23 protein-coding genes are annotated in these 23,689 nt (G+C 69.6%); 5 read left to right on the plus strand and 18 right to left on the minus strand.

Going from position 1 to position 23,689, the window contains the following annotated elements; translation table 11 throughout:
* Window positions 1-11: 11 nt before the first annotated feature.
* Genes AC1DGE_RS00490 through AC1DGE_RS00500 form a run of 3 tightly spaced genes read right to left on the minus strand, consistent with a single transcriptional unit; the run spans window position 12 to window position 1,694 of the window.
* Window positions 12-761 carry a CDP-alcohol phosphatidyltransferase family protein gene (locus tag AC1DGE_RS00490; RefSeq protein WP_476909423.1) on the minus strand — a complete coding sequence of 250 codons (750 nt, stop codon included), beginning with the start codon at window positions 759-761 and terminating at the stop codon, window positions 12-14.
* Window positions 762-795: 34 nt separating this feature from the next.
* Window positions 796-1,272: a hypothetical protein gene (locus AC1DGE_RS00495; RefSeq protein WP_441418640.1), complete on the minus strand. Its 477-nt coding sequence runs from the start codon at window positions 1,270-1,272 to the stop codon at window positions 796-798.
* Window positions 1,269-1,694 carry a cupredoxin domain-containing protein gene (locus AC1DGE_RS00500; protein ID WP_441418641.1) on the minus strand — a complete coding sequence of 142 codons (426 nt, stop codon included), beginning with the start codon at window positions 1,692-1,694 and terminating at the stop codon, window positions 1,269-1,271. Before AC1DGE_RS00500 ends, AC1DGE_RS00495 begins: the two co-directional genes overlap by 4 nt.
* Window positions 1,695-2,189: 495 nt before the next feature.
* On the opposite strand from AC1DGE_RS00500, the gene AC1DGE_RS00505 reads away from it, so the two are divergent.
* Window positions 2,190-3,047 carry an AfsR/SARP family transcriptional regulator gene (locus AC1DGE_RS00505; RefSeq protein WP_441418642.1) on the plus strand — a complete coding sequence of 286 codons (858 nt, stop codon included), beginning with the start codon at window positions 2,190-2,192 and terminating at the stop codon, window positions 3,045-3,047.
* Window positions 3,048-3,153: 106 nt separating this feature from the next.
* On the opposite strand, the gene AC1DGE_RS00510 is transcribed toward AC1DGE_RS00505, so the two are convergent.
* The 4 genes from AC1DGE_RS00510 to AC1DGE_RS00525 all read right to left on the minus strand — a co-directional run bounded on the left by AC1DGE_RS00510 (window position 3,154) and on the right by AC1DGE_RS00525 (window position 6,380).
* Window positions 3,154-4,443, minus strand: coding sequence for a Y-family DNA polymerase (locus AC1DGE_RS00510; RefSeq protein ID WP_476916687.1), 1,290 nt, complete (start codon window positions 4,441-4,443; stop codon window positions 3,154-3,156).
* An 18-nt stretch (window positions 4,444-4,461) separates the two neighbouring features.
* A complete protein-coding gene (locus tag AC1DGE_RS00515; protein WP_441418644.1) occupies window positions 4,462-4,893 on the minus strand; it encodes a LexA family protein in 432 nt (143 codons plus the stop codon).
* 125 nt (window positions 4,894-5,018) lie between these two features.
* A complete protein-coding gene (locus AC1DGE_RS00520) occupies window positions 5,019-5,645 on the minus strand; it encodes a hypothetical protein (RefSeq protein WP_476916688.1) in 627 nt (208 codons plus the stop codon).
* Between the two features lie 114 nt (window positions 5,646-5,759).
* On the minus strand, window positions 5,760-6,380 hold the full coding sequence (locus tag AC1DGE_RS00525) for an L-threonylcarbamoyladenylate synthase (RefSeq protein ID WP_441418646.1): 621 nt from the start codon (window positions 6,378-6,380) through the stop codon (window positions 5,760-5,762).
* Window positions 6,381-6,562: 182 nt separating this feature from the next.
* Between AC1DGE_RS00525 and AC1DGE_RS00530 the strand changes: the two genes are divergently transcribed.
* A complete protein-coding gene (locus AC1DGE_RS00530) occupies window positions 6,563-7,432 on the plus strand; it encodes an SDR family NAD(P)-dependent oxidoreductase (protein ID WP_476892609.1) in 870 nt (289 codons plus the stop codon).
* Entirely contained in the window at window positions 7,429-7,974 is a 546-nt protein-coding gene (locus AC1DGE_RS00535) for an NAD(P)H-dependent oxidoreductase (protein WP_476892608.1), read from the plus strand. The genes AC1DGE_RS00530 and AC1DGE_RS00535 overlap by 4 nt, the downstream gene beginning before the upstream one ends.
* A gap of 46 nt (window positions 7,975-8,020) precedes the next feature.
* On the opposite strand, the gene AC1DGE_RS00540 is transcribed toward AC1DGE_RS00535, so the two are convergent.
* From AC1DGE_RS00540 to AC1DGE_RS00580, 9 genes are read right to left on the minus strand one after another with little or no spacing between them, the layout of a single operon-like run.
* The gene (locus tag AC1DGE_RS00540; RefSeq protein WP_476892607.1) at window positions 8,021-9,166 is read right to left on the minus strand and encodes an XdhC family protein; all 1,146 of its coding nucleotides are present in this window, start codon (window positions 9,164-9,166) and stop codon (window positions 8,021-8,023) included.
* Window positions 9,167-9,176: 10 nt separating this feature from the next.
* On the minus strand, window positions 9,177-9,896 hold the full coding sequence (locus AC1DGE_RS00545) for an SRPBCC family protein (protein ID WP_476916689.1): 720 nt from the start codon (window positions 9,894-9,896) through the stop codon (window positions 9,177-9,179).
* Window positions 9,896-11,218 (minus strand): vWA domain-containing protein, encoded by a 1,323-nt coding sequence (locus tag AC1DGE_RS00550; protein WP_476916690.1) that lies wholly within the window; start codon window positions 11,216-11,218, stop codon window positions 9,896-9,898. The genes AC1DGE_RS00545 and AC1DGE_RS00550 overlap by 1 nt, the downstream gene beginning before the upstream one ends.
* Window positions 11,211-12,134: an AAA family ATPase gene (locus tag AC1DGE_RS00555; RefSeq protein WP_441418652.1), complete on the minus strand. Its 924-nt coding sequence runs from the start codon at window positions 12,132-12,134 to the stop codon at window positions 11,211-11,213. The genes AC1DGE_RS00550 and AC1DGE_RS00555 overlap by 8 nt, the downstream gene beginning before the upstream one ends.
* On the minus strand, window positions 12,131-12,760 hold the full coding sequence (locus AC1DGE_RS00560) for a nucleotidyltransferase family protein (protein ID WP_441418653.1): 630 nt from the start codon (window positions 12,758-12,760) through the stop codon (window positions 12,131-12,133). The genes AC1DGE_RS00555 and AC1DGE_RS00560 overlap by 4 nt, the downstream gene beginning before the upstream one ends.
* The gene (locus tag AC1DGE_RS00565; RefSeq protein WP_441418654.1) at window positions 12,744-13,682 is read right to left on the minus strand and encodes an XdhC family protein; all 939 of its coding nucleotides are present in this window, start codon (window positions 13,680-13,682) and stop codon (window positions 12,744-12,746) included. Before AC1DGE_RS00565 ends, AC1DGE_RS00560 begins: the two co-directional genes overlap by 17 nt.
* Window position 13,683: 1 nt before the next feature.
* Window positions 13,684-16,077: an aerobic carbon-monoxide dehydrogenase large subunit gene (locus tag AC1DGE_RS00570; RefSeq protein WP_476892603.1), complete on the minus strand. Its 2,394-nt coding sequence runs from the start codon at window positions 16,075-16,077 to the stop codon at window positions 13,684-13,686.
* The gene (locus AC1DGE_RS00575; RefSeq protein WP_441418656.1) at window positions 16,074-16,637 is read right to left on the minus strand and encodes a (2Fe-2S)-binding protein; all 564 of its coding nucleotides are present in this window, start codon (window positions 16,635-16,637) and stop codon (window positions 16,074-16,076) included. Before AC1DGE_RS00575 ends, AC1DGE_RS00570 begins: the two co-directional genes overlap by 4 nt.
* 5 nt (window positions 16,638-16,642) lie before the next feature.
* Complete coding sequence (locus AC1DGE_RS00580) at window positions 16,643-17,545, minus strand: FAD binding domain-containing protein (protein WP_441418657.1); 903 nt, start codon at window positions 17,543-17,545, stop codon at window positions 16,643-16,645.
* Between the two features lie 118 nt (window positions 17,546-17,663).
* Between AC1DGE_RS00580 and AC1DGE_RS00585 the strand changes: the two genes are divergently transcribed.
* Together AC1DGE_RS00585 and AC1DGE_RS00590 are read left to right on the plus strand one after the other, a co-directional pair.
* Window positions 17,664-18,644: a LysR family transcriptional regulator gene (locus AC1DGE_RS00585; RefSeq protein ID WP_441418749.1), complete on the plus strand. Its 981-nt coding sequence runs from the start codon at window positions 17,664-17,666 to the stop codon at window positions 18,642-18,644.
* Between the two features lie 123 nt (window positions 18,645-18,767).
* A complete protein-coding gene (locus AC1DGE_RS00590) occupies window positions 18,768-19,085 on the plus strand; it encodes a DUF6457 domain-containing protein (protein ID WP_441418658.1) in 318 nt (105 codons plus the stop codon).
* Window positions 19,086-19,169: 84 nt separating this feature from the next.
* Here the strand turns inward: AC1DGE_RS00590 and AC1DGE_RS00595 are convergent, their stop codons facing one another.
* Together AC1DGE_RS00595 and AC1DGE_RS00600 are read right to left on the minus strand one after the other, a co-directional pair.
* Complete coding sequence (locus AC1DGE_RS00595; protein WP_476916691.1) at window positions 19,170-21,527, minus strand: FdhF/YdeP family oxidoreductase; 2,358 nt, start codon at window positions 21,525-21,527, stop codon at window positions 19,170-19,172.
* 326 nt (window positions 21,528-21,853) lie between these two features.
* Window positions 21,854-23,611 carry a long-chain-fatty-acid--CoA ligase gene (locus AC1DGE_RS00600; protein WP_476892599.1) on the minus strand — a complete coding sequence of 586 codons (1,758 nt, stop codon included), beginning with the start codon at window positions 23,609-23,611 and terminating at the stop codon, window positions 21,854-21,856.
* Window positions 23,612-23,689: the final 78 nt, after the last annotated feature.

A 23,689-nucleotide genomic window follows, 5' to 3' on the forward strand; every position in this document is an offset into this window, starting at 1 on the left:
GCACCGGTACTTCAGCTATTGAAGGTGCCCGGAGTGGCGGCAGCAACGGGGCCGGAGCGGTGCAGCCGCTCCAGCGCGGCGGTGTCACGGCCAAACGAGAAGAGTAGGAGCGCAAGCGCCACGAGGAGCGCCGTCGTGCCCGCCGCGGACGGGACACCCGGCGTCAGGGCCAGCAGCAGGGCAAAGGGCTGAAGTGCACCGATGGCCTTGCGGAGGGGCGACGGGGGAAGAGTCTTCTGCAGGCCCGGACGGAACCTGCCCGCGACGGCAAACGCGTAGTACATGAGTCCGATCAGGAGGACCCACGCCCCGGTGGACACCGCGGCGGCGCAGGACAGCACCAGGGTGAGCGCCGCATCGGTCTCGGTGTCCAGGCGCGCTCCCGCCGCGGACGCGGTCCCGGTCCGCCTCGCCACAGGACCGTCCAGGGCGTCGAGCGCGAAGGCTGCGGCGCCCAGGAAGACGAGGACCGCGGCGGGCGGTTGCCGGCCAAGGATGCCGGCGACCGTGAGGGCAGCGCAACACGCCACCAGCACGGCGCGGACCAGGGTGACGCGGTCGGCCGGCGTGCACACGCGGGGCTCCCGCAGCAGGATGGACCCGGCCGTACGGACGAGCACGGCGGCGCCGGCGCCGACGGCCAGGACACCGGCTGTAACGCCGGGGGAGCCAAGGGATGCGAGCCAGCTGCCGGCGCCGAGGTAGGCAGCCACGGCGGCGGTCACGTCGGCCGCCGCACGGCGCGGGAATCTGTGGGGCATGGTCACCTCGCCCCCAATGCTAACAACGCACTTCTCAGCTCGGGGGTCGGTCAGGGCGGCGGCGGACTGGCGGGCCGGTCGGCGAGGGCTGGCCGGCGTGCCGGGTCCAAGCCAGGCCGATGCCCGCCAGCGCAACTCCGGCACCCTCCGCAATGGCGCTGACCGTCTTCTCCGGGTACCAGACGGGCTCGTACATGGCCGGAAACGGGCCGAATGCGGGCAGGTCCACGTAGCGGTAGAACACGACGGCAGCGAAGGCGCTCAACGCCACGAGCAAGGCGAACGCATAGGCGGTCCTGCTGCCGCGCAGGAGGACCGCCAGGGCGGCGAGCGCCGCCGCCGCGGATTCGAGCAGGAAGAGGGTGCCCTGGCCGATACCCTGCGGGGATCCGGCCTGGTAGCCGGGTGCGAGATGGAGGTGGACCCCGGCGTCGATCAGCAGGGCCACGGCCGTCAGCGACCGCAGGGCCAGGTCCCGTCCCCGCGTCCCACTGCGGATCGGGACGTTCACTTGACCGTCAGCGTTCCGTGCATGCCGGGGTGGAAGGTGCAGTGATAGGCGTACGTTCCCGGCTTTGACGGCGCGGTGAAGGTGGCGGTGCCGCCGCTGCCCTTGACGTCGACGTCGAACGCCGGGCCGTCGTCCGCGGTGACCGTGTGCTCGGCGCTGTCCATGTTCGTCACGGTGACCTGCGCCCCGGCGGCGACGACCAGCGGCGTGCCGTACGCAAAGTCGCGCACGGTGATCGCCGCCGTCGACGCCGCCGCGGACGAACTGCCGGGCGGGCCGCCGGAGGCTCCGGAGCCCATCTGCATGCCCTCTTTCGCGGATGCGCTCGCCGGAGCCGTGTTCCCGCCTCCCGGTGCGCATCCCGCGGCACCCAGCAGGACCGCCGCGAGCAGCAGCGTGACGCGAACATTCCCGGTGTTCATAGCGCACCCTCTTAGACCTTGACGCGGCTGTGGACGTGAAGTTGCCTGCTTCAATTCTGCTCCCGTTACGGGCACATGGCGCCGGTGCGCCGGCGGGGTCTTCAGCCGAAATTCCCGGGCGCTCCGAGGGGGGCGTGGAGCGAACGACGGCCCGGCGCGACAGACCCGGGTGAGGGTGCAGGGCTACTTGAAGGAGCCCTGCTTGCCCCCGGAAGCTACTTGGCCAGGCTGCCGGCTACCTGTATTTCCTCGGGGGTGCGTACTCAACGCACGGATGCCCCTACCCGACTTTTGGCCTCCCGAAAATCGGGTAGTTTCCTACGCTTGCTGCCTCCGGGCCACCGTGTCACGGTGGCTCCGGGAGGCGGCATGTCTTTGACCAACGCGATTGCAACGGGGCCCGGGAAATCGGAGAACATCATGCACAACTTGCCGGCAACAGCACCAGCCATATCGGTTCAGCTTTTTGGATCACTGGAAGTCCGCCGTGAGGGTGTGGCACTCACGGCCGCGGATCTGGGCGGCTGCAAGCCGCGGCACATCCTGGAAATTCTCCTGCTGAACCTGGGCACGCCTGTCTCCAAGACCCGGCTGATCGAAATCCTCTGGGGGCCAAGTGCCAGCGACGGGGCCGTGGCCACGCTGGAGAGCTATGTCAGCGGCATCCGCCGGGCAATCCAGCCGGGACAGACCAAAACGGGACCACTCCGGACCGCGAACAGCGGATACGTGCTCGATCCCGGCCTCGTGGACCTGGACCTCTCGCGCTTCCGCTGCCTGCTCAGCGCAGCTGACCTTGCCGCGCCGGCGAGGGCCTATCGGTTCCTAGTCGAAGCGCTGGAACTCTCCGCCAAGCCTCTCCTCGGTTTTGAACTCGTCGCCGACTGGGCCGACGAAGCCCGTACTCGTCACGCCGCCGAACGCGTGGCGGCCATGATCTCCGCCGCCGAGGCGGCAACGCTCCTGGGTCGTCACGACGACGGGATCCGCTGGGCGCAGTCGGCCGTCCGGCTGGAGCCGCTGAATGAACGGGCCTGGCTGGCCCTGGTGGCGGCGTATGAAATCGCGGGCCTCCCGGTCGAGGGCCTGTCCGCCTATGACCGTTGCCGCCGCCTCTTCAGCCGCGACCTGGCCTGCTCTCCGGGACCGGCCCTGCAGGCGGCGCACCTCCGGCTGCTGCGGCGGCGCGCGGAGGCGGATACGGGGCTCTCCGAGGTGCTGGCGGCCCTCCTGTTGCTGTGGGATCGGCTGCACGTGGCGGGACCGCAGAGTCCGGCGGTCGATGACCGGCTAGGTGAGAACGCCGGACGGATCCTGGATTCCTTCCTGCAGCGGGTCCGGACCACGGCCTGATCGATCAGGGCGGCGCTGCGCGCCGGAGTCCGGGCGGCATGGCGCACTGCGGTGCCCCGGTGCCACAGTGCCACGGTGCCCCGGTCCTACCTTCGTGCCGGCGCCGTCAGGCGGCCTTGACCAAGGGGAGTTCGTCCCAGTGGGTTGTGTAGCGCGGGGAGAGCATGTCGCGCTTCATCGTCCAGTCGGGGCCGCCGCGGATTCCGGCGTGGCCCAGACCAATGGAGCCCCGGCCGTACTTCCGGCTGACCTCCTCCAGCAGCGGGCCGATGCCGCGCTCCTCATGCGGGTTCTCGAACACGGCCAGCGGGGCCTGGTTGGCTGTCGGGCGCAGGTCGGTCACCATGATGCCGGCCCGCGCATACTTGACGCCGTCGTCGATCCGGGGGAGCAGGGCGTAGGCAGCCCTGGCCAGCAGCACCGGGTCCGCGGTGGGCATCGGCAGCGAAACACACACCGAGGGATGCGAACTGTCCCGGGGGTTGTAGTGGGATGTGGCGGCAAAAGCAGTCAGGACTTTGGCCTGCAGGCCGTGCCGGGCGAGCCGGGCGCTGGCCTGTTGCGCGTAGATCCCGAGGACCTGGCGCATTCCGGCCGGTGTGCTGATCGGCGTCGCGAACGACCTGCTGAAGATCAGCTGGTCGCGGCCGATGCGTTCCTCTTCGAGCGGGATGCAGGGCGTCCCCCGCAGTTCCAGGACCGTGCGCATGAGCACCACCGAGAAACGGTCCCTGATCCGGACCGGGTCCGCCCTGGCAAGGTCAAGCACGGTATGGATCCCCAACGCGTTCAGTCGTTTGGTCAGGCGCGTGGAAACGCCCCAGAGCTCGATCACGGACAGGCCGGCCATGAGACGTTCCTGCCGGTCGGCGGGAACGGAATCCCAGTGGCAGACGCCGTCGAACGCCGGGTTGTGTTTGGCCCACTTGTTGGCCAGTTTCGCCAGGGTCTTGGTCCCGGCAATGCCGACGCACACCGGAACACCGACGTTCCGCCGGACCGCCGTCTTCATGGCCTGCCCCAGCAGCAGCAGTTCCTCCGGGTTTCCGCGCACGCCCAGGAAGGCCTCGTCAATGCTGTAGACCTCCAGCCAGGCCGAATACCGGCCCAGGAGTTCCATCACCCGCGCGCTGATGTCGCCATAGAGCTCGTAATTGCTGGACTTGGCCACGAGCCCCCACTCCTTGGCCCGCGGGGCGAGTTTGAACCACGGTTCCCCGAGCGGGATGCCGAGGGCCTTTGCCTCGGGCGAACGGGTGACGGCGCAACCATCGTTGTTGGACAGCACGACCACCGGTCTGCCTTCCAGTGAGGGATCAAACGCGCGTTCGGCGCTGGCATAGAAGCAGTTCACATCCACGAGGGCAATACTGCCGCCGGGCCGGGCCTCAGGCATGGGGCTCAGACATTGGTCTCAGACATGGTGCAGGCACCGGGTGGCGACGCCCCAGATGACCAGGTCGGAGAGGGCGGGGACCCGGATGTCGGGGTAGCGCGGGTTGTCCGCCTGCAGGACCACGCCTGACGGGGTGACGCGGAGGCGCTTGACGGTGAGTTCGCCGTCGAGGACGGCGACGACGACGCACCCGTCGCGCGGCTCGAGCGCCCGGTTGACGATCAACTCGTCCCCGTCGCTGATGCCGGCGCCCTCCATCGAGTCCCCTGACACCCGCACGACGTAGGTGCTGGTGATGTCCTTGATCAGGTGCTCGTTGAGGTCGATCCTGCCGTCAAAATAGTCCTGCGCCGGCGACGGATAGCCGGCGGCGACCGCCACCGGCGAGACCAGGACCGACAGCAGGGAAGTGCCCGCATCTATCACGCGGGGCCCGATGATTACGCCCACAACACACCCTTTTTCGAATATATGTTCGAATTAAAGTGTAGCCCCGGGGGCTGACATTTGACTGACCCTGCTGAAGGTTCCGGCCGGAGGTGCGGGCACGGGCCCGGGAGGAGGGGTCTGGGGGATCAGGCGGCCTCGTACGGGGTGCCGAACAGCGTGACTCCCCATTCCGGGTTGTGCAGCACAATGCCGCTTTCCCGGCGCGAAAACTGAAGCGGCGCCTGAAGGTATCGCTTCATCCGTGCTTGTTCCTGGTCCCACGGGAAGTTGCACGTGCCCACAAAGCTTTCCAGTGTCCGCGGGTCCGGTGTGATTGTTTCGCCGGCAATGCCGACCCTGACCACGTACGAAGCGCAGCGGATCCGCACTGTCATCAGTGCGTGGCCACCCACGCTGCTGAACCTTACGGCGTAGTCGCCGGAACTCAGTCCCGGACCCCGGGGCACAGAGGCCGGCATCATCGAGCCTGAAGTGAAGTACTGGCACTCAAGGGGCCCGTTGGCCGCGGCGACCCCGGCACGCTGCGGCAGGCATTCATCTGCACCGTGCCCGGCGGGGGCTGGCGGAACGGGCGGCGCCGGCGCCAGGGTCATGCCCGGCGACAGTCCGGCTCCCGTCCCGGCCGCGGCCGAGGCTGCCGGCAGCTTGGTCAGTGCTGGCTCGCCGGCCGGCTCCGCCGGCGGAGCCGAACCGCAGCCCGCCGTCACCGCCCCAATGACGAGGCACGCCACGGACAGCAGCGTCGGCGTCATGCGTTGTCGACAGCGTGCGTTTCCCCCGGGCGCGGCCATGATCCGAACACTAGGGGGCCGGGGGCGTCGCGGCAAGTACCCGCCGGGCCAAGCCGGCGGTCGCTGTTCCCGGCGTTATTCGAACCTCGACGGATCGCCCATGCCGTGGCGGACGACCTCGGCGACGCCGCTGGAGAAATCAATGACGGTTGTCGGCTCGGCTCCGCAGTCCCCGGAGTCAATGACGGCGTCCACCACATGGTCCAGCCTCTCCTTGATTTCCCAGCCCTGGGTCAGCGGCTCTTCCTCGTCCGGGAGCAGCAGCGTGCTGGAGAGCAATGGCTCGCCGAGTTCGGCCAGCAGCGCCTGGACCACCTTGTTGTCCGGGATGCGCACACCGACCGTCTTTTTCTTGGGGTGCAGCAGCCGCTTCGGCACTTCCTTGGTAGCGGGCAGGATGAAGGTGTAGCTGCCCGGCGTCACGGCCTTGATGCTGCGGAACACGTCGTTGTCGATCTGGACAAACTGGCCGAGCTGGGCAAAGTCCTTGCAGACCAGAGTGAAGTGGTGCTTATCGTCCAGGTGCCGGATGGCGCGGATCCTGTCCAGCGCGTCCCGGTTTCCCAGCTGTGCGCCGAGGGCGTAGCAGGAGTCGGTCGGGTAGGCGATCAGGCCGCCGGACTTGACCATCTCCACCACCTGCGTGATGGATCGCGGCTGCGGGTTGTCGGGGTGCACATCGAAATATCTCGCCATGGCACGAGCTTACGCCCGCGGCTGGCCCGCGCGGCGCGGCAGCTCCGGCCGTCGACGGCCCCGGCTTGTGCACAGACAATTCTGTCTGGTAGCTTCGTTCGGCATAGACAGTCCTGTCTAGGTCCGCAGGCGGAAGCGTGGACCGGCGAACCAGCAGCGAGAGCGAGCCCCGAATGCGATCCATGGCAGGCAAGACGGTCCTGATCACCGGTGGCACCGGCGGAATCGGGAAGGCCACAGCGCTGGGTCTGGCGGCCCGGGGCGCCCGGGTGGCCATCACGGGACGCGACGCTGACCGGGCGGCGCGGGCAGCGGAGGAGATCCGCACGGTAGCGTCGGCCCCCGTCGAGGTGTTCATCGCAGATTTGTCGTCCCAGCAGGAGGTCCGCCGCCTGGCCGGCGAGGTGCTGCAGGCCCTGGACCGCCTCGATGTCCTGGTCAACAATGTGGGCGGATTCTGGAACAGCCGCCGCACCACCGTTGACGGACTCGAACACACCTTCGCGCTCAACCACCTCGCGCCTTTCCTGCTCACCAACCTGCTCCTGGAGCGGTTGCAGGAGAGCGGGCCGGCACGGGTCGTGACAGTTTCCTCAGGGGCCCAGGCCATGGGCCGCATGGACTTCGCGGATCTGCAGGGCGAACACTCCTACTCGGGCCAGCGCGCGTACAACCAATCGAAACTTGCGAATGTCCTGTTCACCTACGGCCTTGCCGCCCAGCTCGCCGGCACCAGGGTGACGGCAAACGCGCTGCACCCCGGGGTGGTGGCGACAGCGTTCGGCGCGGAAGATCCGGGCCGGGTGCAGGCGTTCCTGACGCCGCTGATCCAGCGCTGGATGAAGACTCCGGAGCAAGGCGCCCGGACCTCCATACACCTCGCCTCGGCGCCCGAGCTTGACAATGTCACGGGCCAGTACTTTGCCAACAGCACAGCCAAGAAATCATCAAAACGCAGTTACAACCAGGCCGATGCCGACCTCCTCTGGCGGCTCAGCAGCGCGCTGGTAGGCCTCGAACCCGATTCTGAAAGAAGCACAAACCTTCCATGACCGCACACCGCACGCTCGTCGTCGTCGCCCACCCTGACCTGGCGGCGTCCCGGATCACCGCGCAGCTCGCCGCCGCCATCAGGGACCTCGACGGCGTGACCGTCAGGGAACTCGCCTCCGCGTACCCGGACCGGCGCGTGGACGCCGCCCGGGAGCAGGAACTCCTGCGCGGGCATGACACCATCGTCCTGCAGTTCCCGTGGCACTGGTACTCCGTTCCCGGTGTGCTGAAGGAGTGGATGGACCAGGTGCTCACCTACGGTTTCGCCTACGGCGCCGGCGGCGACGCCCTTCACGGCAAGCGGCTGCAGCTGGTCATCTCCACCGGCGGCCCCGAATCCTCGTATACGCCGACGGGGCACAACCGCTTCACCATGGCCGAGCTGCTGCGTCCCCTGGAGGCCACCGCGCACCTCTGCGGCCTGGAAATGGCAGAACCTCTGGTCCTGCATGCGGCCCCGAGGGTGACGGCGGAGGAACTGACCGCGCACGCCGCGCGCTACCGGGAGCTGCTCTCGGCCGTCCCCGCCGCCGCGCGCTGAGCGGTGAGCTTACAGGGCTGCGGGCAGCCCTGTAGCCGGGCCGGCGCTAGGCCTGCTGCTGCTCGCGGTTCTGTTCCTCGTGGTGGATCCGCTCGTCCAGCTGCCGCAGCGGTTCACCGCTGCCGCTCCACTGCTTGGCAATGATTTCCGCGGCGATGGACACCGCCGTCTCTTCCGGGGTCCGTGCGCCGAGGTCCAGGCCCACGGGGCTGTGCAGCCGGGCCAGTTCCGCCCCGCCCAGCCCCGCCTCGTGCAGGCGCCTCATTCGGTCCTCGTGGGTACGCCGCGACCCCATGGCACCGACGAAGGCCACCGGGCGTCCGCGCAGGGCCACCTCCAAGAGCGGTATGTCGAATTTCGGGTCGTGGGTGAGCACGCAGATGACGGTCCGTTCATCCACGAGTCCCTGCTCCTGCTGGCCGGAGAGGTAGCGGTGCGGCCATTCGTTGACCACCTCGGCGGCCTCGGGAAACCTGGCCGGCGTGGCGAAGACGGCGCGGGCGTCGCAAACCGTCACCCGGTAGCCCAGGAAGGTCCCGAGCCGCGCGAGTGCCGAGGCGAAGTCAATGGCCCCGAAAACGAGCATCCGCGGCGGCGGGGCGTAGCTGGTGAAGAAGACCCGCATCCCGCTGTCCAGCCGCTCTCCGTCGGGACCGTAGCTCAGGATGCCGGTACGGCCCGCAGCCAGGTAACCCTGGCAGTCGTCGCCGACGGCGAGGTTGGCCCGCTCGGAGCCCAGGTTCCCCTCGAAGCCGCCCGGTCGCACTACCAGGTGCCGTCCCAGCCAGCTGCTGTCCGGGTGCTCGATCACCGTGGCAACGCCCACCCGCCTTTCGTCCTCGATGTCCTGCCGTACGCCGTCGAGCTCGGCGAAGCGCTGCTGCGAGACCGGCTCGACGAAGATGTCAATTATGCCGCCGCAGGTGAGGCCGACGGCGAACGCGTCGTCGTCGCTGATCCCGTACCGCACCAGCACCGGGACGCCGTCGTCCTTGACCTGGGTGGCCAGCTCGTACACGGCGCCCTCGACGCAGCCGCCGGAAACCGATCCCACGGCGGCCCCGCCGGCGGTGACCAGCATCGACGCGCCGGGAAGCCGCGGGGCGGACTTGAACGTGTTCACGACGGTGGCCAGGCCGGCAGTCCTGCCCTGCCGCCAGTCCGGCAGGATGGCCTCCAGCACGTCCCGCATGGGCTTCTCCCTAGAGCCTTCCGCAGAGCCGGAGCATCCGGAAGGCCGAGCGCCGGCCGGCCCAGTAAGCCACGCAGGCCACTGCGGCGACCAGGCCGAGGACCTTGCCGGGGCTGGAGAGCTGGTCGGCAGCGATGCCCTTCGCGAGGCTGAAGGCGTCAAGGCTGCCCGACGACGGCGACGGCTCGCCTGGTGTTGCGGTGGCCGGCGCTGCGGTGCCGGGGCCTGCGGCAGCGGTTGCGGCTGGGGGTGCTACCGGCGCGGTCTGGGGCTCCGCCGCCGCCGGTTCGGCGAGCATGGCCTGCAGGTTGGCCGCGAAGAGCCCCATCATTTGCTCGGTGACGCTGCCGATCACGCTCTTGCCCATCGCCGCGGCCTTGCCGGAAAGCGCCAGATCGGCACTGACCGTCCCGCGCGTCGTGGTCCCCTCTTCCGCCAGGGCCAGCGTGACCTTGGCTTCCGCGGTGCCCTGGCCGCGGGTTTCCTGCGCCTTGCCGCCGAGTACGGCCCGATGCTCGGCGGCGTTCCGCTCCAGGACGTTGAGCAGGCCCCTGTACTGCATGTTCACCGGGCCCAGCTTCACCGTCATGCCCACCTGGTAGGCGTCGTCGGATAGCTTGTTCAGGATCTGCGCGCCAGGGAGGCAACCGGCCACCCGTTCGAAATCCATCAGCGTGTCCCAGACCTTGCCGATCGGTGCAACCACCGAGAAACTGCTGTCAATCTGCATTAGCTGCTCCCTTGACTTGCGATCACTTGTCTTCCACCTGTGCGGCCTGCCGGCACGGGCGGGTCGTCGCCCCGGATTGCCGCCGCCAACTCCGCCAGGGCCGTGTAGCTGTGTCCACTGACGAACGCGTCGCAGTAGGGCAGCGCGGCGGCGATCCCGCCGGCCAACGGCTGATAGTTCGGTGCTGCCTTCCGCGGATTCACCCAGACCACCCGGTGCGCGAGCCTGCGCAGCCGGGCCATCTGGGCCCCGACCTGCGCCGGGTCCTCCTGCGCCCAGCCGTCGGAGAAGACCACCACCACGGCACCCCGGGCCAGGCCGCGGCGGCCGTGCTCGTCCACGAATCTCCGGAGGCTCTCGGCGATCCTGGTGCCGCTGGCCCAGTCGGGCGCGGTGGCGGCCGCCTGCGCAAGGGCCAGGTCCGGGTCGCGCTGGGCCAGTTGCCGGGTCAGGYGCGTCAGCCTGGTGGAGAACACGAAGGCCTCCGCCCCGGCCTTCGCGACGGCGCCCTGCAGCAGCGAGAGGAAAATCCGGGAGTACGGTTCCATCGAGCCGGAGACATCGCAGAGCAGCACCAGCTTGCGGCGCTGTTCGCGGCGCCGGGCGTACAGGAGCCTGGGGGAGTCGTAGCCGGAGCGGCGGGCTGCCCGCACGGTGGCCCGGATGTCCAGGCGTGCGCTGCTGTGCGGCGACTTGCGCGTGCGCCGGCTCACGCGCACGGGTGTTGCCAGCAGGATCCGGGTGGCCAGCCGGCGGATCTCGGCAGCTTCCGCCTCGGTGAGTTCGGCAAAGTTCATCCCGTGCAGGTGTTCTTCCGTGGACGCCATCGCGAGGACGGCCTCGCGCTCCGGTCCCTGCCGGTCTCCGGCGTCGTCCCGGCCCGCGGCTACTGCGGGGTGCGGCGGCCGGGCGGCGCGGCCGGGCTCGGTCTCTCGTCCGGTGTCGGCGGCGGCCCGGGTGCGCGAACCGTCCGCGGGAGGCGGCGCTGCCGGGACCGGGACCGGTTCCCCGGCGTGGCGGTCCAGCGCGGCGGCGGGATCGAAGCCGCCCCGGAAGACGGCGCCAAACACGGCGTCGAACACCGGCAACTGCTCACGGCTGGAGACCAGCACCACCCGCAGCGTCCAGTACAACCGCTCCAGGTTCGTCGGCGGGACCAGCCGGAGTGCCACCGCCAGCCGGGCCGCCCGGTCCGGCGAGCACGTGACGCCCGCGCCCCGCAGGGCCGTGATGAAGGCCGCAGCCAGGGAGGCGGCCTCGACGAACGGCGGGCCGGCGGCCGGCGTCGTGCGCATCGGGAGGGGCTGCCTCGGTTCAGCCATCGGTGCCGTCCACCAGCCAGGCCGCGCCGCGGGAGCCGACGAGCTCCAAGTCGTCGCGGTTTTTCACGATCGAACCCCAGGTCTGTTCGGCCGTCGCGGCGTCGATCCGTTCGATGCCCAGCACCGCGAGCGCCGAGACCCAGTCGATGGCCTCGGAAATCCCGGGCGGCTTGGCCAGGTCCAGGGTCCGCAGCCGCGTGATCACCGCCGCGGCCTGCAGCGCCAGCGGGCCGCTGCTGGCGGGCACCCGGCGGCGCACAATCTCGGCAATCCGGGCCGGTCCGGGGTAGTCGATCCAGTGGTAGAGACAGCGGCGGGTCAGCGCGTCGTGCAGGTCCCGGGTGCGGTTGGAGGTCAGCACCACGATGGGCGGATGCGTGGCGCGGATGGTGCCCAGCTCCGGGATGGTGACCGAGGCCTCCGCGAGCAGCTCAAAGGTGAACGCCTCGAACTCGGCGTCGGCGCGGTCGATCTCATCCAGCAGCAGCACGGCCGGCCGCGGCCCCGGGTGTTCGATGGCCTGCAGCAGCGGCCGGCGCAGCAGGTACTGGGGGCCGAACAGCTCGGCTTCGCTGACCTCGGCGTCGCGCGCCTCGGCCAGCCGGATGCCCAGCAGCTGGCGCTGGTGGTTCCACTCGTAGAGTGCCTCGCCCGCGTCGATCCCCTCGTAGCACTGCAGCCGGTACAGCGGGGTGTCCAGCAGCAGCGCCAGCGTCTTCGCGGCCTCCGTCTTGCCCACGCCGGCCTCTCCCTCGAGCAGGATGGGTTGGGGGAGCCGCACCGCGAGGAACAGTGCGGTGGCGAGCCCGGTGTCGGCCAGGTAGTCGTGCTTGTCCAGGGCCGCCATCAGCGAGGCGACGTCGGGGATCCGCCGCTGAACTTCCGCCTCCGCCCCGGTCCGGGCCGCCGTGTTCACCCGGCCCCCTGCAGCTCGGCCAGCACCCGCCGGTAGTCCTCCTCGGTGTCGACGTCGAGCGGGATGCTGCCCGGCGTGGGAACCTCGACGACGACGTCCGCGCGCTGCTCCAGCAGCTTCCACACGGCCTTGTCGCCATGCAGCGACGCCAGCTCAGGCAGCAGCCGCCGGCCGAAGGCAAGGGGATGGCCGACGCCGTCGTCGTAGCGGCACACCGCCGCTCCGGGACCGTCGGGCCGGGCCAGTGCCTGCAGCAACGGGGGCACGCTCTCCACCCGGATGCCGGGCTGGTCGCCGAGCAGCAGCACCACCGCCTCGGTGCCAGGCCGCAGCACGGCCATCGCCGCGGCAATCGAAGACGAACATCCCTGGCCGTAGTCCGGGTTGAGCGCCACCTCGCAGCCCGTGGTGTCCACGGCCCCGAGGACCTGCTCGGCCGCTCCGCCCAGTGCCAGCACGGTCTGGCCGAACCCGCAGCGCCGGGCGGTCGCAAGCACGGCGTCCAGCAGCACGCCGTCGCCGTAGGGCAGCAGCTGTTTGGGCCGGCCCAGGCGCGCCGACGCCCCGGCCGCGAGGATGACGGCCGCGGTGCCGGCCATGCGGGGTGCTTCAGCTGCTGAGGGCATAGCGCTCCGGATCCTTGCGGAAGGCCGCGCGGCAGCCGGGGGAACAGAAGTACACGGTGGCGCCGTTGTGCTCGAGCTGCAGCGACGATTCGACGGCTGGCACGGACATGCCGCAGACGGGGTCGACCGCGGTTTCCGGTTGCGGGGTGGACGGCGCCGGAACCCCGCCGGCCTGCGCGCTGTGCTGAGCGCCGTCCCGTGCCGCGGCCCGCTCCTGGACCAGCTGGGCGAGGATGGACAGGGCGATTTCGCCGGGGGTGCGGGCGCCCAGTTGAAGGCCGGCCGGGGTGTACACCCGGGAGCGCAGCGCATCGTCCACGTCGAGCGAGTCCAGCACGGCGGCGCCGCGTGATGCGCTCGCCACCAGGGCGACGTAGGGCACGCCGGCGCGCAGCGCGGCTTCGAGGGCACCCTCCTCGGCCTTGCCGTGCGAAGCGACGATCAGGGCGGCGTCGTCCGGGCGGGGTTCGGCCGCCCCGCCGTCGGCGAGCTCAACGTCGAAACCCACCCGGGACCCCAGCGCGGCCAAGGCCTGCGCCACCGGCGCGGCCCCGACCACCACAACCCGGGGCGCAGGGAGGCGCGGCTGGAGGAAGATCTCGATCGCACCGCCGCTCAGGCACGGGTTGGACACCTCGACGGCGCCTTCCTCGGCCCGGCGGGACAGCTCCCCGGGCAGGACGCGCAGCAACAGGGGTTCCCCGGAGGAGAGCACCTGCAGGCCGTACTCCCGGACCGAGGACTCTACGCAGTTCCCGCCGACGAAGCCCTGGATCTCGCCGCCGGGCAGCACCAGGGCGGTGTCCCCGGCGCGGGCGCTGGTGGGATGCTGGGCGCGGACCACCGTGGCGTGCACGAACGGCTCCCGGCGGGCGGTGAGTTCGGCGGCCCGGGCGGCAAGGGATTCTGCGGCGGTGGTCATCTCAGATCGGCGGCCTTGCCCGGCCCTGCATGGCTGCCCAGACCCTGGCCGGTGTGCACGGCATGTCCATGTGGGTGACCCCGAATGGCGCCAACGCGTCGACCACCGCGTTCACGATCGCCGGCGGCGAGCCGACCGTGGCGGACTCGCCGATGCCTTTCGCGCCGATGGGGTGGTGCGGGGAGGGCGTGACCGTGAACCCGGTCTCCCAGTCCGGCACTTCCATGGCCGTGGGGATCAGGTAGTCCATGAAGGAGCCGCCCAGGTTGTTGCCGTCCGCGTCGAACTCGATGATCTCCATCAGGGCCATCCCGACGCCGTCGGTCAGGCCGCCGTGGACCTGGCCTTCGATGATCATCGGGTTGATCCGGGTCCCGCAGTCGTCCACCGCGATGAAGCGCCGCACCACGACGCGCCCGGTGCCCGGGTCGACGTCGACGACGCAGATGTAGGCGCCGAAGGGGAAGGTCAGGTTGGGCGGGTCGTAGGTGACTTCCGCGTCGAGGTTGCCGTCGACGCCTTCAGGCAGCGTCATGGTCCCGTGGGCCGCCATCGCGATGTCCTCGATGGTCTTCCCGGCGGTGGGATCGCCCTTCACGAACCAGCGGCCCTTTTCCCATTCGAGGTCCTCCGGGCGGGTCTCCAGCATGGCCGCGGCAATCAGCTTCGCCTTCTCGCGCACCTTGCGCGCCACGAGCGCCACCGCGCCGCCGCTGACCGGCGTCGAGCGGCTCCCGTAGGTTCCCAGCCCGAACGGCGTCTGATCGGTGTCGCCGTGGACGACGTCGATGTTCTCCGGCGGGATGCCGAGTTCCTCCGCGACGATCTGGGCAAAGGTGGTTTCGTGGCCTTGGCCCTGGCTTTGCACCGACAGCCGCACGACGGCCTTGCCGGTGGGGTGCACCCGCAGCTCGGCGCCGTCGGCCATGCCCAGGCCGACGATGTCGAAGTGCTTGCGCGGCCCGGCGCCAACGACTTCGGTGAAGAAGGAGAGTCCGATGCCCATCAGCTCGCCTCTGGCCCGCTTCTCACGTTGTTCGCGTCGAAGGTCCTCGTAGCCGGCCAGCTGCATGGACAGCCGCATGGCCGCCTCGTAGTTGCCCGAGTCGTAGACCCAACCGGTCTTGTTCGCGTAGGGGAACTGCTCGGGTTTGATGAAGTTCTTCAGCCGCAGCTCCGCGGGGTCCATCTCCAGCTTCCGGGCGAGGATGTCGACCATCCGCTCCACGAGGTACACGGCCTCGGTGACGCGGAAGGAGCAGGCGTAGGCAACCCCGCCTGGCGCCTTGTTGGTGTAGACGCCGGTCACCTTGCAGTGGGCGGCCTGCAGGTCGTAGCTGCCGGTAAAGATGGAGAAGAAGCCGGCCGGGTTCTTGGTGGGCTGGGCGGTGGCGTTGAACGCGCCGTGGTCGGCCAGCACGTTGGTGCGCAGGGCCAGGATCTTCCCGTCCTTGGTCGCGGCGATTTCGCCCGTCATGATGTAGTCGCGGGCGAAGGAGGTGGACATCAGGTTCTCGGAGCGGTCCTCCACCCACTTCACCGGCCGCCCGGTGACGATGGACCCGACGACGGCGAGGATGTAGCCCGGGTAGATGCCGACCTTGTTGCCGAAGCCGCCGCCGATGTCCGGGGACACGATCCGGATCTTGTGCTCCGGGATGCCGGCCACGATCGCGAAGAGCGTGCGGTGCGCGTGCGGAGCCTGGGTGGTCTCGTAGAGGGTCAGTTTGCCGTCCACGGGGTCGAAGTCGGCGACGGCGCCGCAGGTCTCCATCGGGGCCGGGTGCACGCGGGGGTACACCATCTCCTGGCTCACGACGACGTCGGCGCTTGCGAACACGGCGTCGGTCTCGGCAGCGCTGCCCATCTCCCAGTCGAAGATCTTGTTGTCCGTCCGGCCGGCAATTTCGTCCCGGATGAGCGGGGCGTCGGCGTCGAGGGCCTTGCGCGCGTCGACCAGGGGCGGCAGCACATCGTATTCGACGTCGATCAGTTCCAGCGCGTCGCGGGCGGCATACCGGTCTTCGGCCACCACGAACGCGACCTCCTGGCCCTGGAACCGGACCTTATCCGTGACCAGCACGGCTTGGACGTCGGCGGAGAGGGTCGGCGCCCAGGCGAGCTTGAGGCCCTCCAGGTCCTTGCCGGTGATGACGGCGAGCACCTTGGGGTGGGCCAGGGCGTTGGTGGTGTCGATCGACACGAGCCGTGCGTGGGCCACGGGGGCGCGCAGGATGGCGCCATGCAGCATTCCGGGCAGCACGAGGTCGTCGATGTAGTGGCCCTTGCCGCGGACGAAGCGGGGGTCCTCCTTGCGCTGGATGCGGCCGTAGCCGATTGGCCGGTCCGCGTCGCCGGCAGCGGGGTTGGTCTCCCGCTCATGGATGACGGTCATGCCTTCACCTCTGAGTCTTCGGTTTCCGTGGCGACGTCCGCCACCACGGTGTCGGTCCCGTCGAGGACCTCGTCGGCCCCTTCGCCGCCGCCGGCGGCGGGCGCCGGATGGGCCGCCGCCCACTGCACCGAGCGGACGATCGTCGCATAGCCGGTGCACCGGCAAATCTGACCGGAGATGGCCTGCCGGATCTCGCCGTCGTCCGGGTGCGGGTTCTTATCCAGCAGGGCGCGCGCGGTGAGCATCATGCCCGGGGTGCAGAAGCCGCACTGCAGCCCGTGTTCCTCCATGAAGCCCTGCTGCACGGGGTCGAGCGTGGTCCCGGCGGCGAGACCCTCGACGGTGCGGATGTCGTGCCCGGCGGCCATCGCGGCGAGGACGGTGCAGGACTTCACCGGCTGGCCGTCCATCAGGACCACGCAGGTCCCGCAGTTGCTCGTGTCGCAGCCCCAGTGGGTACCGGTCAGTCCGAGCACCTCGCGGATGTAGTGGACCAGGAGCACGCGGGGTTCGATGTCGGAGGTAACTTCGTTGCCGTTCACGGTCATGCTGATCTGCATGCGCTTCAGCCTTCCTGTGTCTTGGGGGCCGTCTGGCCGGCGTTCTGGCCGGCGCGGGCGCAGGCCTGCCGCAGGACGCGCCGGGTGAGTTCGTCGGCCAGGTGCCGTTTGTAGTCGACCGGTCCGCGCTGGTCCGCCACCGGGTCGCAGGCCGCCGCGGCCAGCCCGCCGGCGTCGGCGAACAGCTCTTCCGAGGGGCGCTTGCCGCGCAGCAGTCCGGCGGCGTCGGCGATGGTGTGGTCCAGGCCCAGTGCGGTCAGCCCGATGGCGGCATCGGCGATGCTGCCGTCCTCCGCGAGGGTCACGGATGCTCCCGCGGCCCCGACGGCCCAGTCGCCCACGCGCCGCTCCACCTTCTCGTAGGCGCTGCCGGAACGGGCCTTGATGGGGATGCGGACCTCGCACAGCAGCTCGTCCTGGCCGACGGCGGTCTGGTACGGGCCGCGGTGGAAGTCCTGCATGGCCAGGCTGCGCTCGCCGCCGGGGCCGCGGACCACGGCGACGGCGCCGAGGACGTCGCACACCGTGGAGAGATCCTCGGCGGGGTCGGCTTGGCACAGTGAGCCGCCGATGGTGCCCCGGTTGCGGACCACCGGGTCCGCGATCACCAGCTCCGCGTCCCGGACGATCGGGAAGAGCCGGGCGATCTCGTCCGATTCCAGCAGCGTGGTGTGGCGGGTCAGCGCGCCGATGCGTAGTTCCGCGCCGTCGCGCAGGATGAAGTCGAGTTCGAAGAGGTCGTTGATGTCGATCAGCCATTCAGGCCGGGAAAGCCGGAGCTTCATCATCGGGAGCAGGCTGTGGCCGCCGGCGATGACCCGCGACTCGGGACCGTGGCGTGCCAGAAGCTCGAGTGCGTCCTCCACCGTGGTGGCCCGAACGTAGTCGAATGGAGCCGGAATCTGCATAGTCCCACCTCACTCCAAGGCGCGGGCAACGCCGCCCGGCGCCGATTAACGCAAGTCTTGCCCCGCCCCGATGAGGGTGTCAACATCGTCATAAGCGAAAGGTTATGAAGCCGTGTCGATGACGTTGAGCCAGCTGCGGACGTTCGCGCTGGTCGCACGCCTGGGCTCCCTCCACGCCGCCGCAGCCGCCCTCGGGGTCAGCGAGCCGGCCGTGTCCGCGGCCCTCGCGGCGCTTCGGCAGGACCTGGGCGACCCCTTGTTTGTCCGGGCCTCGGGCGGGATCACCCTGACGCCCGGCGGGCGGGCCCTGGCGGACTATGCCCAGGACATCGTCGGGCTCGCGGACCAGGCCCGCTGGGAGGTCGGCAATGCCAAGAACGACGCCGGCCGGCTGAAGATCGCCGCCACCGCGCCGTTTGCCGAGCACGCTGCCGGCCGGCTGCTGGACCTGTTCACCAAGCGGGTACCGGGTGCCTCGGTGGACGTCGTCGCCGAAGCCGCCGAGGACCTGGCCGGGCTGCTGCTGGAGCGCGCCTACGACATCGCCCTGGGCGCCAGGCCGCCCGCGCCCGCCGGCAGCCCCGCGTCCGTCCCGGGCCTGGTGTCCGTCCCGTTCCTCCGCTACCAGCGGGCCTTCGTGGCGGCCCCGGCCGATCCGCTGGGGCGGGTGCACGGCCCGCTCGCGGTGGAACGGTTGCTGGGCAGGCCCTGGTTCGCCGGTCCCGCGGGAATCCTGGAAAGTTCGGAGGAAGGCCGCTGGCTCGCGTCGCTGGGCATCGCCCCGGAGATCATCAGGCTCAGCAGCGAGACCGAGGCCCTTGCGGCCGTGCGCGCGGGGGAGGGAACCATGCTGGCCCTGGGGCACATCGTCCACGCCGAAGTCGCCAACGGGACGCTGGTGCGGCTGCCCGTCGTCGGAACCCCGGTGGCCGGCCTGTGGTGGGCCAGCACGCTGGACCAGCACAGGACCACCACCATGGCCCAGACCCTGCAGCGCTTCGTCGGCACGGCCGACGCCACCGCGGCGATGGTCGCCCATGGCGGCTCGCGCGGGCTGGAGCGCCGCGGCTCGAAATTTCATGTCGCCCTGTGGAGTTGACGGCCGGGGGAGCCGGCGACTTGGCGGTGAGCGGCTGTGTCGCGTTGCACATTGGCCGGAATCGGTGCTACCCCTTGAGGGACACCCGCTTGACCCCAAGCACCCCACGATGAGGAGTAGCACATGACTTTGCCCCGAGATGAAGACAGCTCGCTGCGGCACTGGAGCGCCCGACTGATCCAGGCCCTGCAGATCCTGGATCTGGAAGTCGACCACGACAAGATCGTCGAAGTCGCGGACGAGTCACTGAAGGCGGTCGGGCCGCACGCGGACGCCATCAGCGCTTTCATCGTCGGTTACGCCGCCGGGACGGCGTCCACCAACGGCCGCAAGAGCACCCAGGAGGCGGTACACGCCGCGTCCAACAAGGTCATCGAGCTGTGCGAAAACGGTGAGGCCGGCGGCCCGGACGAGGAGGGCTGGGCCAAGCGGGCCCAGTAACACCGGAGCAGTAGCGCAAAGAGAGCAGGCCGCGTCCCCACCGGGGGCGCGGCCTGCCTGCGTTTGGCGGAGGTGCCGGCGGGCCTAGGCCGGCACGGTGACTCCCGGGGCTGCATGAAGCCGGGCCGGGCTGTCCGGCGACTGGTCCAGGCTCGGCTCAAGGCGCACGATGACGGCCTTCGAGATCGGCGTGTTGCTGCCCTCTGCCGTGTGGTTCAGTGGCACCAGCACGTTGGCTTCGGGGTAGTACGCGGCGGCGCAGCCCCGGGCCGTCGGGTAGGAGACCACGCGGAACTTGCGCAGCACACGCTCGACGCCGTCCTGGTACTGGCCGTGGATGTCCACAAACAGCCCGTCGGCCAGGCCCAGCTCGGTCAGGTCCTCCGGATTCACGAACACCACGTGGCGGCCCTTCTTGATGCCCCGGTAGCGGTCGTTGTGGCCGTAGATGGTGGTGTTGAACTGGTCGTGCGAGCGCATGCTCTGCAGGATCAGGGTGCCCTCCGGCCGCTCCACGTGTTCGAGTTCGTTCACCGTGAGCACGGCCTTGCCGGTCGGCGTCGGGAAGGTGCGCGAGTCCCGGGGTCCGTTCTCAAGGATGAAGCCGCCTTCCTGGCGGATCCTGGTGTTGTAGTCCTCGCAGCCGCCTACGACCCGCGAAATGTGGTCGCGGATCAGGTCGTAGTTCTTCTCGTAACCATCCCAGTCCGCCTTGATCTTGTCGCCGACGAGGGCTTTGCCGAGCCGGCTGAGGATGGCCGGTTCGGAGAGCAGGTGGTGTGAAACGGGCTCCACGCTGCCCCATGAGGGGTGGACCGCGCAGACCGTGTCCTCGACCGAGACGAACTGCTCGCCGGATTCCTGGATGTCGATCTCGCTCCGGCCCATGGTGGGCAGGATCAGGGCCTCGGCGCCCGTCACCACATGCGAGCGGTTGAGCTTGGTGGAGACCTGGATGGACATTTCCGTCCCGGCCATCGCGGCCTCGGCCGCGTTGGTGTCGGAAATGGCGCCGACGAAGTTGCCGCCGACGGCCATGAAGACCTTGATCTCGCCGTCCTGCATCTTGTTGATGGTCTCGACCGCGTCCACGCCGTGCTCGCGGGGCGGTTCGAAGTCGAATTCCTCGCCGAGGGCTTCCATGAAGGACTGCGGCATCTGTTCCCAGATGCCCATCGTGCGGTCGCCCTGCACGTTGCTGTGGCCGCGGATGGGTGAGGCGCCCGCACCGGGCTTGCCCATGTTGCCGCGCAGCAGGAGCAGGTTGATGATCTCCTTGATCGTGGCCACGCCCTTCTTCTGCTGCGTGATCCCCATGGCCCAGGTGATGATGACCTTCTCGGCCTTCAGGTAGCGGGCGGCAAGCTCGTCGATCTCCTCGGTGCGCAGCCCGGTCGCTTCCAGCACCGCCTGCTCGTCCAGCAGGGCCAGGTGTTCCTTGAGCTCCGCGAGCCCTTCGCAGTGCTCGTCGAGGAAAGCGTGGTCCAGGACCGTGCCGGGGTTCTTCGCTTCGGCGTCGAGCACCCGCTTGGAGACGGCCTGCAGCAGGGCCATGTCCCCGCCGATCCGGATGTGCAGGAACTGGTCGGCGATGGACGTGCCGCGGCCGATGATGCCCTTGACCTTCTGCGGGTTCTTGTAGCGGTGCAGCCCGGCCTCGGGGAGCGGGTTGACAGCGACAATTTCGCCGCCGTTCTCCTTGCAGTTCTCCAGCTCGGTGAGCATGCGCGGATGGTTGGTGCCCGGGTTCTGGCCCATGATGATGATCAGGTCCGCGTCGGCGTAATCGTCGAAGTTGACCGTGGCCTTGCCGATGCCGATGGTCTGGCCCATCGCCCAGCCCGAGGACTCGTGGCACATGTTGGAGCAGTCCGGCAGGTTGTTGGTGCCGTAGCCACGGACCAGCAGCTGGTACAGGAAGGCAGCTTCGTTGGAGGTGCGGCCGCTGGTGTAGAAGGAGGCCTCATCCGGGGAGTCCAGGCCCTTGAGCTTCTCCGTGATGATCCGGATGGCGTCGTCCCAGCTGATCGGCTTGTAGTGGTCCTCGCCGCTGGGCTTATAGACCGGCTCGGTCAGCCGGCCCTGCATGCCCAGCCAGTAGTCCGAGCGGTCGCGGAGTTCACTCACCGAGTGCTCCGCCCAGAACGACGTCGGGATGACCACCGGAGTGGCTTCCCAGGTGACAGCCTTCGCGCCGTTCTCGCAGAATTCGAAGGCCTTCCGGTGATGCGGGTCCGGCCAGGCGCAGCTCGGGCAGTCGAAGCCGTCCTTCTGGTTCATCTTCATGACCGTCTTGCGCGTGCGGTTCAGCCCCATCTGCTCAATGGCAGGCTTCATGGAGTGGTAGACGCCCGGGACGCCGGCGGCCCAGTGCTTCGGCCCGTCGCCGACCTCCAGGTCCTTTTCGTTCTCTTCTTCAACGCGCGGAGTCTTACGAGTCACGACAACTTCCCTTCTGCAGACGCCGCCGGTAGTCCGGCGGCCGGCACAACTACCTCTAGGCACCCTACCTGCCCTCTTGTGACAGGCCTATCAGCTTGCCCGGAGCGCCGTCAGGAAATGGGCAGGCGCCGACGGCGGCCGGACTCCAGATTTTCCCAAGGTCCGTCCCCGATGCTGGCACCACCATCAGCGTCCGCAGACAGAAGCGCGGCATCCGACCGCGGACGTCCAGCCGCGGCAGAACTGCCAGGGGCCGGGTCCGGGACGCTTGAGATGGGACCGCCGGCTGCCGGGTTCCCAGCGACCCGGCAGCCGGCCCGCCTCCGTCAGCGGCCGGCCACCAGCATGTCCCGGATCTCGCGGCGCAGGACCTTGCCGATCAGCGAGCGCGGCAGCACGTCCAGGACCGCGACGCGGCGGGGAACCTTATAAGCCGCCAGCTGCCCGCGCGCGTAATCCAGCAGGGCGCCGGTGTCGAGGGTGCCCCCCGGGGCGGGTACGACGGCGGCCACGACATCTTCGCCGCCGCCGGGCCGGGGCAGGCCTACCACGGAGACCTCGGCGACGCCGGGGTATTCGGCGAGGACGTCCTCCACCTCGGTCGGTGAGATGTTAAAACCTCCGGTGATGATCAGTTCCTTGATCCGGTCCCGGATGGTGACGAAGTAGTCCTTGTCCACCGAGACGATGTCGCCGGTGCGGAACCAGCCGCCCTCCAGCAGGGCCTCCTCGGTTTCCTCCGGGCGGTTCCAGTAGCCGGCGAAGACCTGGGGTCCGCGGATCAGCAGCTCGCCCGCCTCGCCCGGGGCGCGATCGATTTTCACGTTCTGCGGGTCCACGACGCGGACGTCGGTGAGCGGGAACGGGACACCCACCGTGCCCGGTTTGCGGCTCGGGCCGAACGGGTTGCCGACCGAGATGGGTGAGGTCTCGGTGAGCCCGTAGCCTTCGATCAGGTACCCGCCGGTTGCTTTCTCCCAGGTTTCCACGGTCGCGGCCGGCAGGTTCATGGCCCCGGAAATGGAGAACCGGATGCCCTTGAGGCTGATGCCCCGCAGTGCCGCCGCGGCGGCGATCCGGTCGTAGATCGGAGGGACCGCCGGCAGGAACGTCGCCGGAGACTTCCGGTACGCCTTGAGCACCAGGTCGACGTCGAACTTGGGGAAAAGCACCAGCCGCGCACCAATGCTGAGGGCGAAGGTCATGCAGAGCGTCAGGCCGTAGGCGTGGAACATGGGCAGCACCGCGTACACGGTTTCGCGGCCGTCCTTGAGCCCCGGAACCCAGGCCCGCCCCTGGGCGGCGTTGGCCTGCAGGTTCGCGTGCGTGAGCATGGCCCCCTTCGGCGCCCCGGTGGTGCCGCTGGTGTACTGCAGCACCGCCAGGTCCTCCGGCGCCGGGCGCGGGTGCCGTTTCTTCAGTTCGCCCGCCTTAAGAAGGTCGTGCCACGGCAGGACCGTGCGAGATGCACCCCCCGTGTGGGCGCGGGGGGCGGGCTTCCCGGCGGCCAGCGCGGCCCGCGCCTTCCGGGCCGCCGGCAGCGGCAGCCGCAGTGCGAGCCGCTTGGCCAGCGGCATCGAGGGGATCAGCCCGACCGAGACGATACTCCGGAGCCCGACGTCGGCCGGCAGCTGCAGCACCCGGTCCACCGCCTTGTCCCAGACGATCGCGACGGCGGCCCCGTGGTCCTCGAACTGATGGCGCAGTTCCCGGTCCGTGTACAGCGGGTTGTGCTCCACCACGACCGCACCGAGCCGCAGCGCCGCGTAGAAGGCGATCACATGCTGGGGGCAGTTCGGCAGCACCAGGGCGACCCGGTCACCGGCTTTCACGCCCAGTTTCTTCAGGCCGGCGGCCGCCCGGCTGATCAGCGTCCCGAGTTCCCGGTAGCTGGTCGTAGCCCCGAAGAACTCGAGTGCCGTCTTACTTCCGAAGCGCCGGACGGAGGAATCCACCAGGTCCACGAGGGAACCCGTGGGCAGCTTGAGGTCGGCAGGGACGCCCTGGCTGTAATGCCTCGTCCACGGACGGTCCGCCCAGGGGAGGCCGGGAACCGGGGCGCCTGGGCGTGATTTCTTGTTCATGCGTAGTCCTTGCCACTGGGAATGGCGGCGTCCGGTTTCCCTTCCCGCCCGAAGGCCTGCCCGGAGAGCCTGCCGGAA

Source organism: Arthrobacter sp. 05N425, from assembly GCF_056397125.1.

Bases quoted from the DNA above. Each gene is read 5' to 3' on its own strand.
- AC1DGE_RS00590 (WP_441418658.1), top strand. From the start codon at position 18,768: ATGACTTTGCCCCGAGATGAAGACAGCTCGCTGCGGCACTGGAGCGCC.
- AC1DGE_RS00565 (WP_441418654.1), bottom strand. From the start codon at position 13,682: ATGACCACCGCCGCAGAATCCCTTGCCGCCCGGGCCGCCGAACTCACC.
- AC1DGE_RS00580 (WP_441418657.1), bottom strand. From the start codon at position 17,545: ATGCAGATTCCGGCTCCATTCGACTACGTTCGGGCCACCACGGTGGAG.
- AC1DGE_RS00585 (WP_441418749.1), top strand. From the start codon at position 17,664: ATGACGTTGAGCCAGCTGCGGACGTTCGCGCTGGTCGCACGCCTGGGC.
- AC1DGE_RS00535 (WP_476892608.1), top strand. From the start codon at position 7,429: ATGACCGCACACCGCACGCTCGTCGTCGTCGCCCACCCTGACCTGGCG.
- AC1DGE_RS00520 (WP_476916688.1), bottom strand. From the start codon at position 5,645: ATGACGCCGACGCTGCTGTCCGTGGCGTGCCTCGTCATTGGGGCGGTG.
- AC1DGE_RS00525 (WP_441418646.1), bottom strand. From the start codon at position 6,380: ATGGCGAGATATTTCGATGTGCACCCCGACAACCCGCAGCCGCGATCC.
- AC1DGE_RS00490 (WP_476909423.1), bottom strand. From the start codon at position 761: ATGCCCCACAGATTCCCGCGCCGTGCGGCGGCCGACGTGACCGCCGCC.
- AC1DGE_RS00600 (WP_476892599.1), bottom strand. From the start codon at position 23,611: ATGAACAAGAAATCACGCCCAGGCGCCCCGGTTCCCGGCCTCCCCTGG.
- AC1DGE_RS00510 (WP_476916687.1), bottom strand. From the start codon at position 4,443: ATGCCTGAGGCCCGGCCCGGCGGCAGTATTGCCCTCGTGGATGTGAAC.
- AC1DGE_RS00530 (WP_476892609.1), top strand. From the start codon at position 6,563: ATGGCAGGCAAGACGGTCCTGATCACCGGTGGCACCGGCGGAATCGGG.
- AC1DGE_RS00500 (WP_441418641.1), bottom strand. From the start codon at position 1,694: ATGAACACCGGGAATGTTCGCGTCACGCTGCTGCTCGCGGCGGTCCTG.
- AC1DGE_RS00560 (WP_441418653.1), bottom strand. From the start codon at position 12,760: ATGCCCTCAGCAGCTGAAGCACCCCGCATGGCCGGCACCGCGGCCGTC.
- AC1DGE_RS00575 (WP_441418656.1), bottom strand. From the start codon at position 16,637: ATGCAGATCAGCATGACCGTGAACGGCAACGAAGTTACCTCCGACATC.
- AC1DGE_RS00545 (WP_476916689.1), bottom strand. From the start codon at position 9,896: ATGCAGATTGACAGCAGTTTCTCGGTGGTTGCACCGATCGGCAAGGTC.
- AC1DGE_RS00540 (WP_476892607.1), bottom strand. From the start codon at position 9,166: ATGCGGGACGTGCTGGAGGCCATCCTGCCGGACTGGCGGCAGGGCAGG.
- AC1DGE_RS00570 (WP_476892603.1), bottom strand. From the start codon at position 16,077: ATGACCGTCATCCATGAGCGGGAGACCAACCCCGCTGCCGGCGACGCG.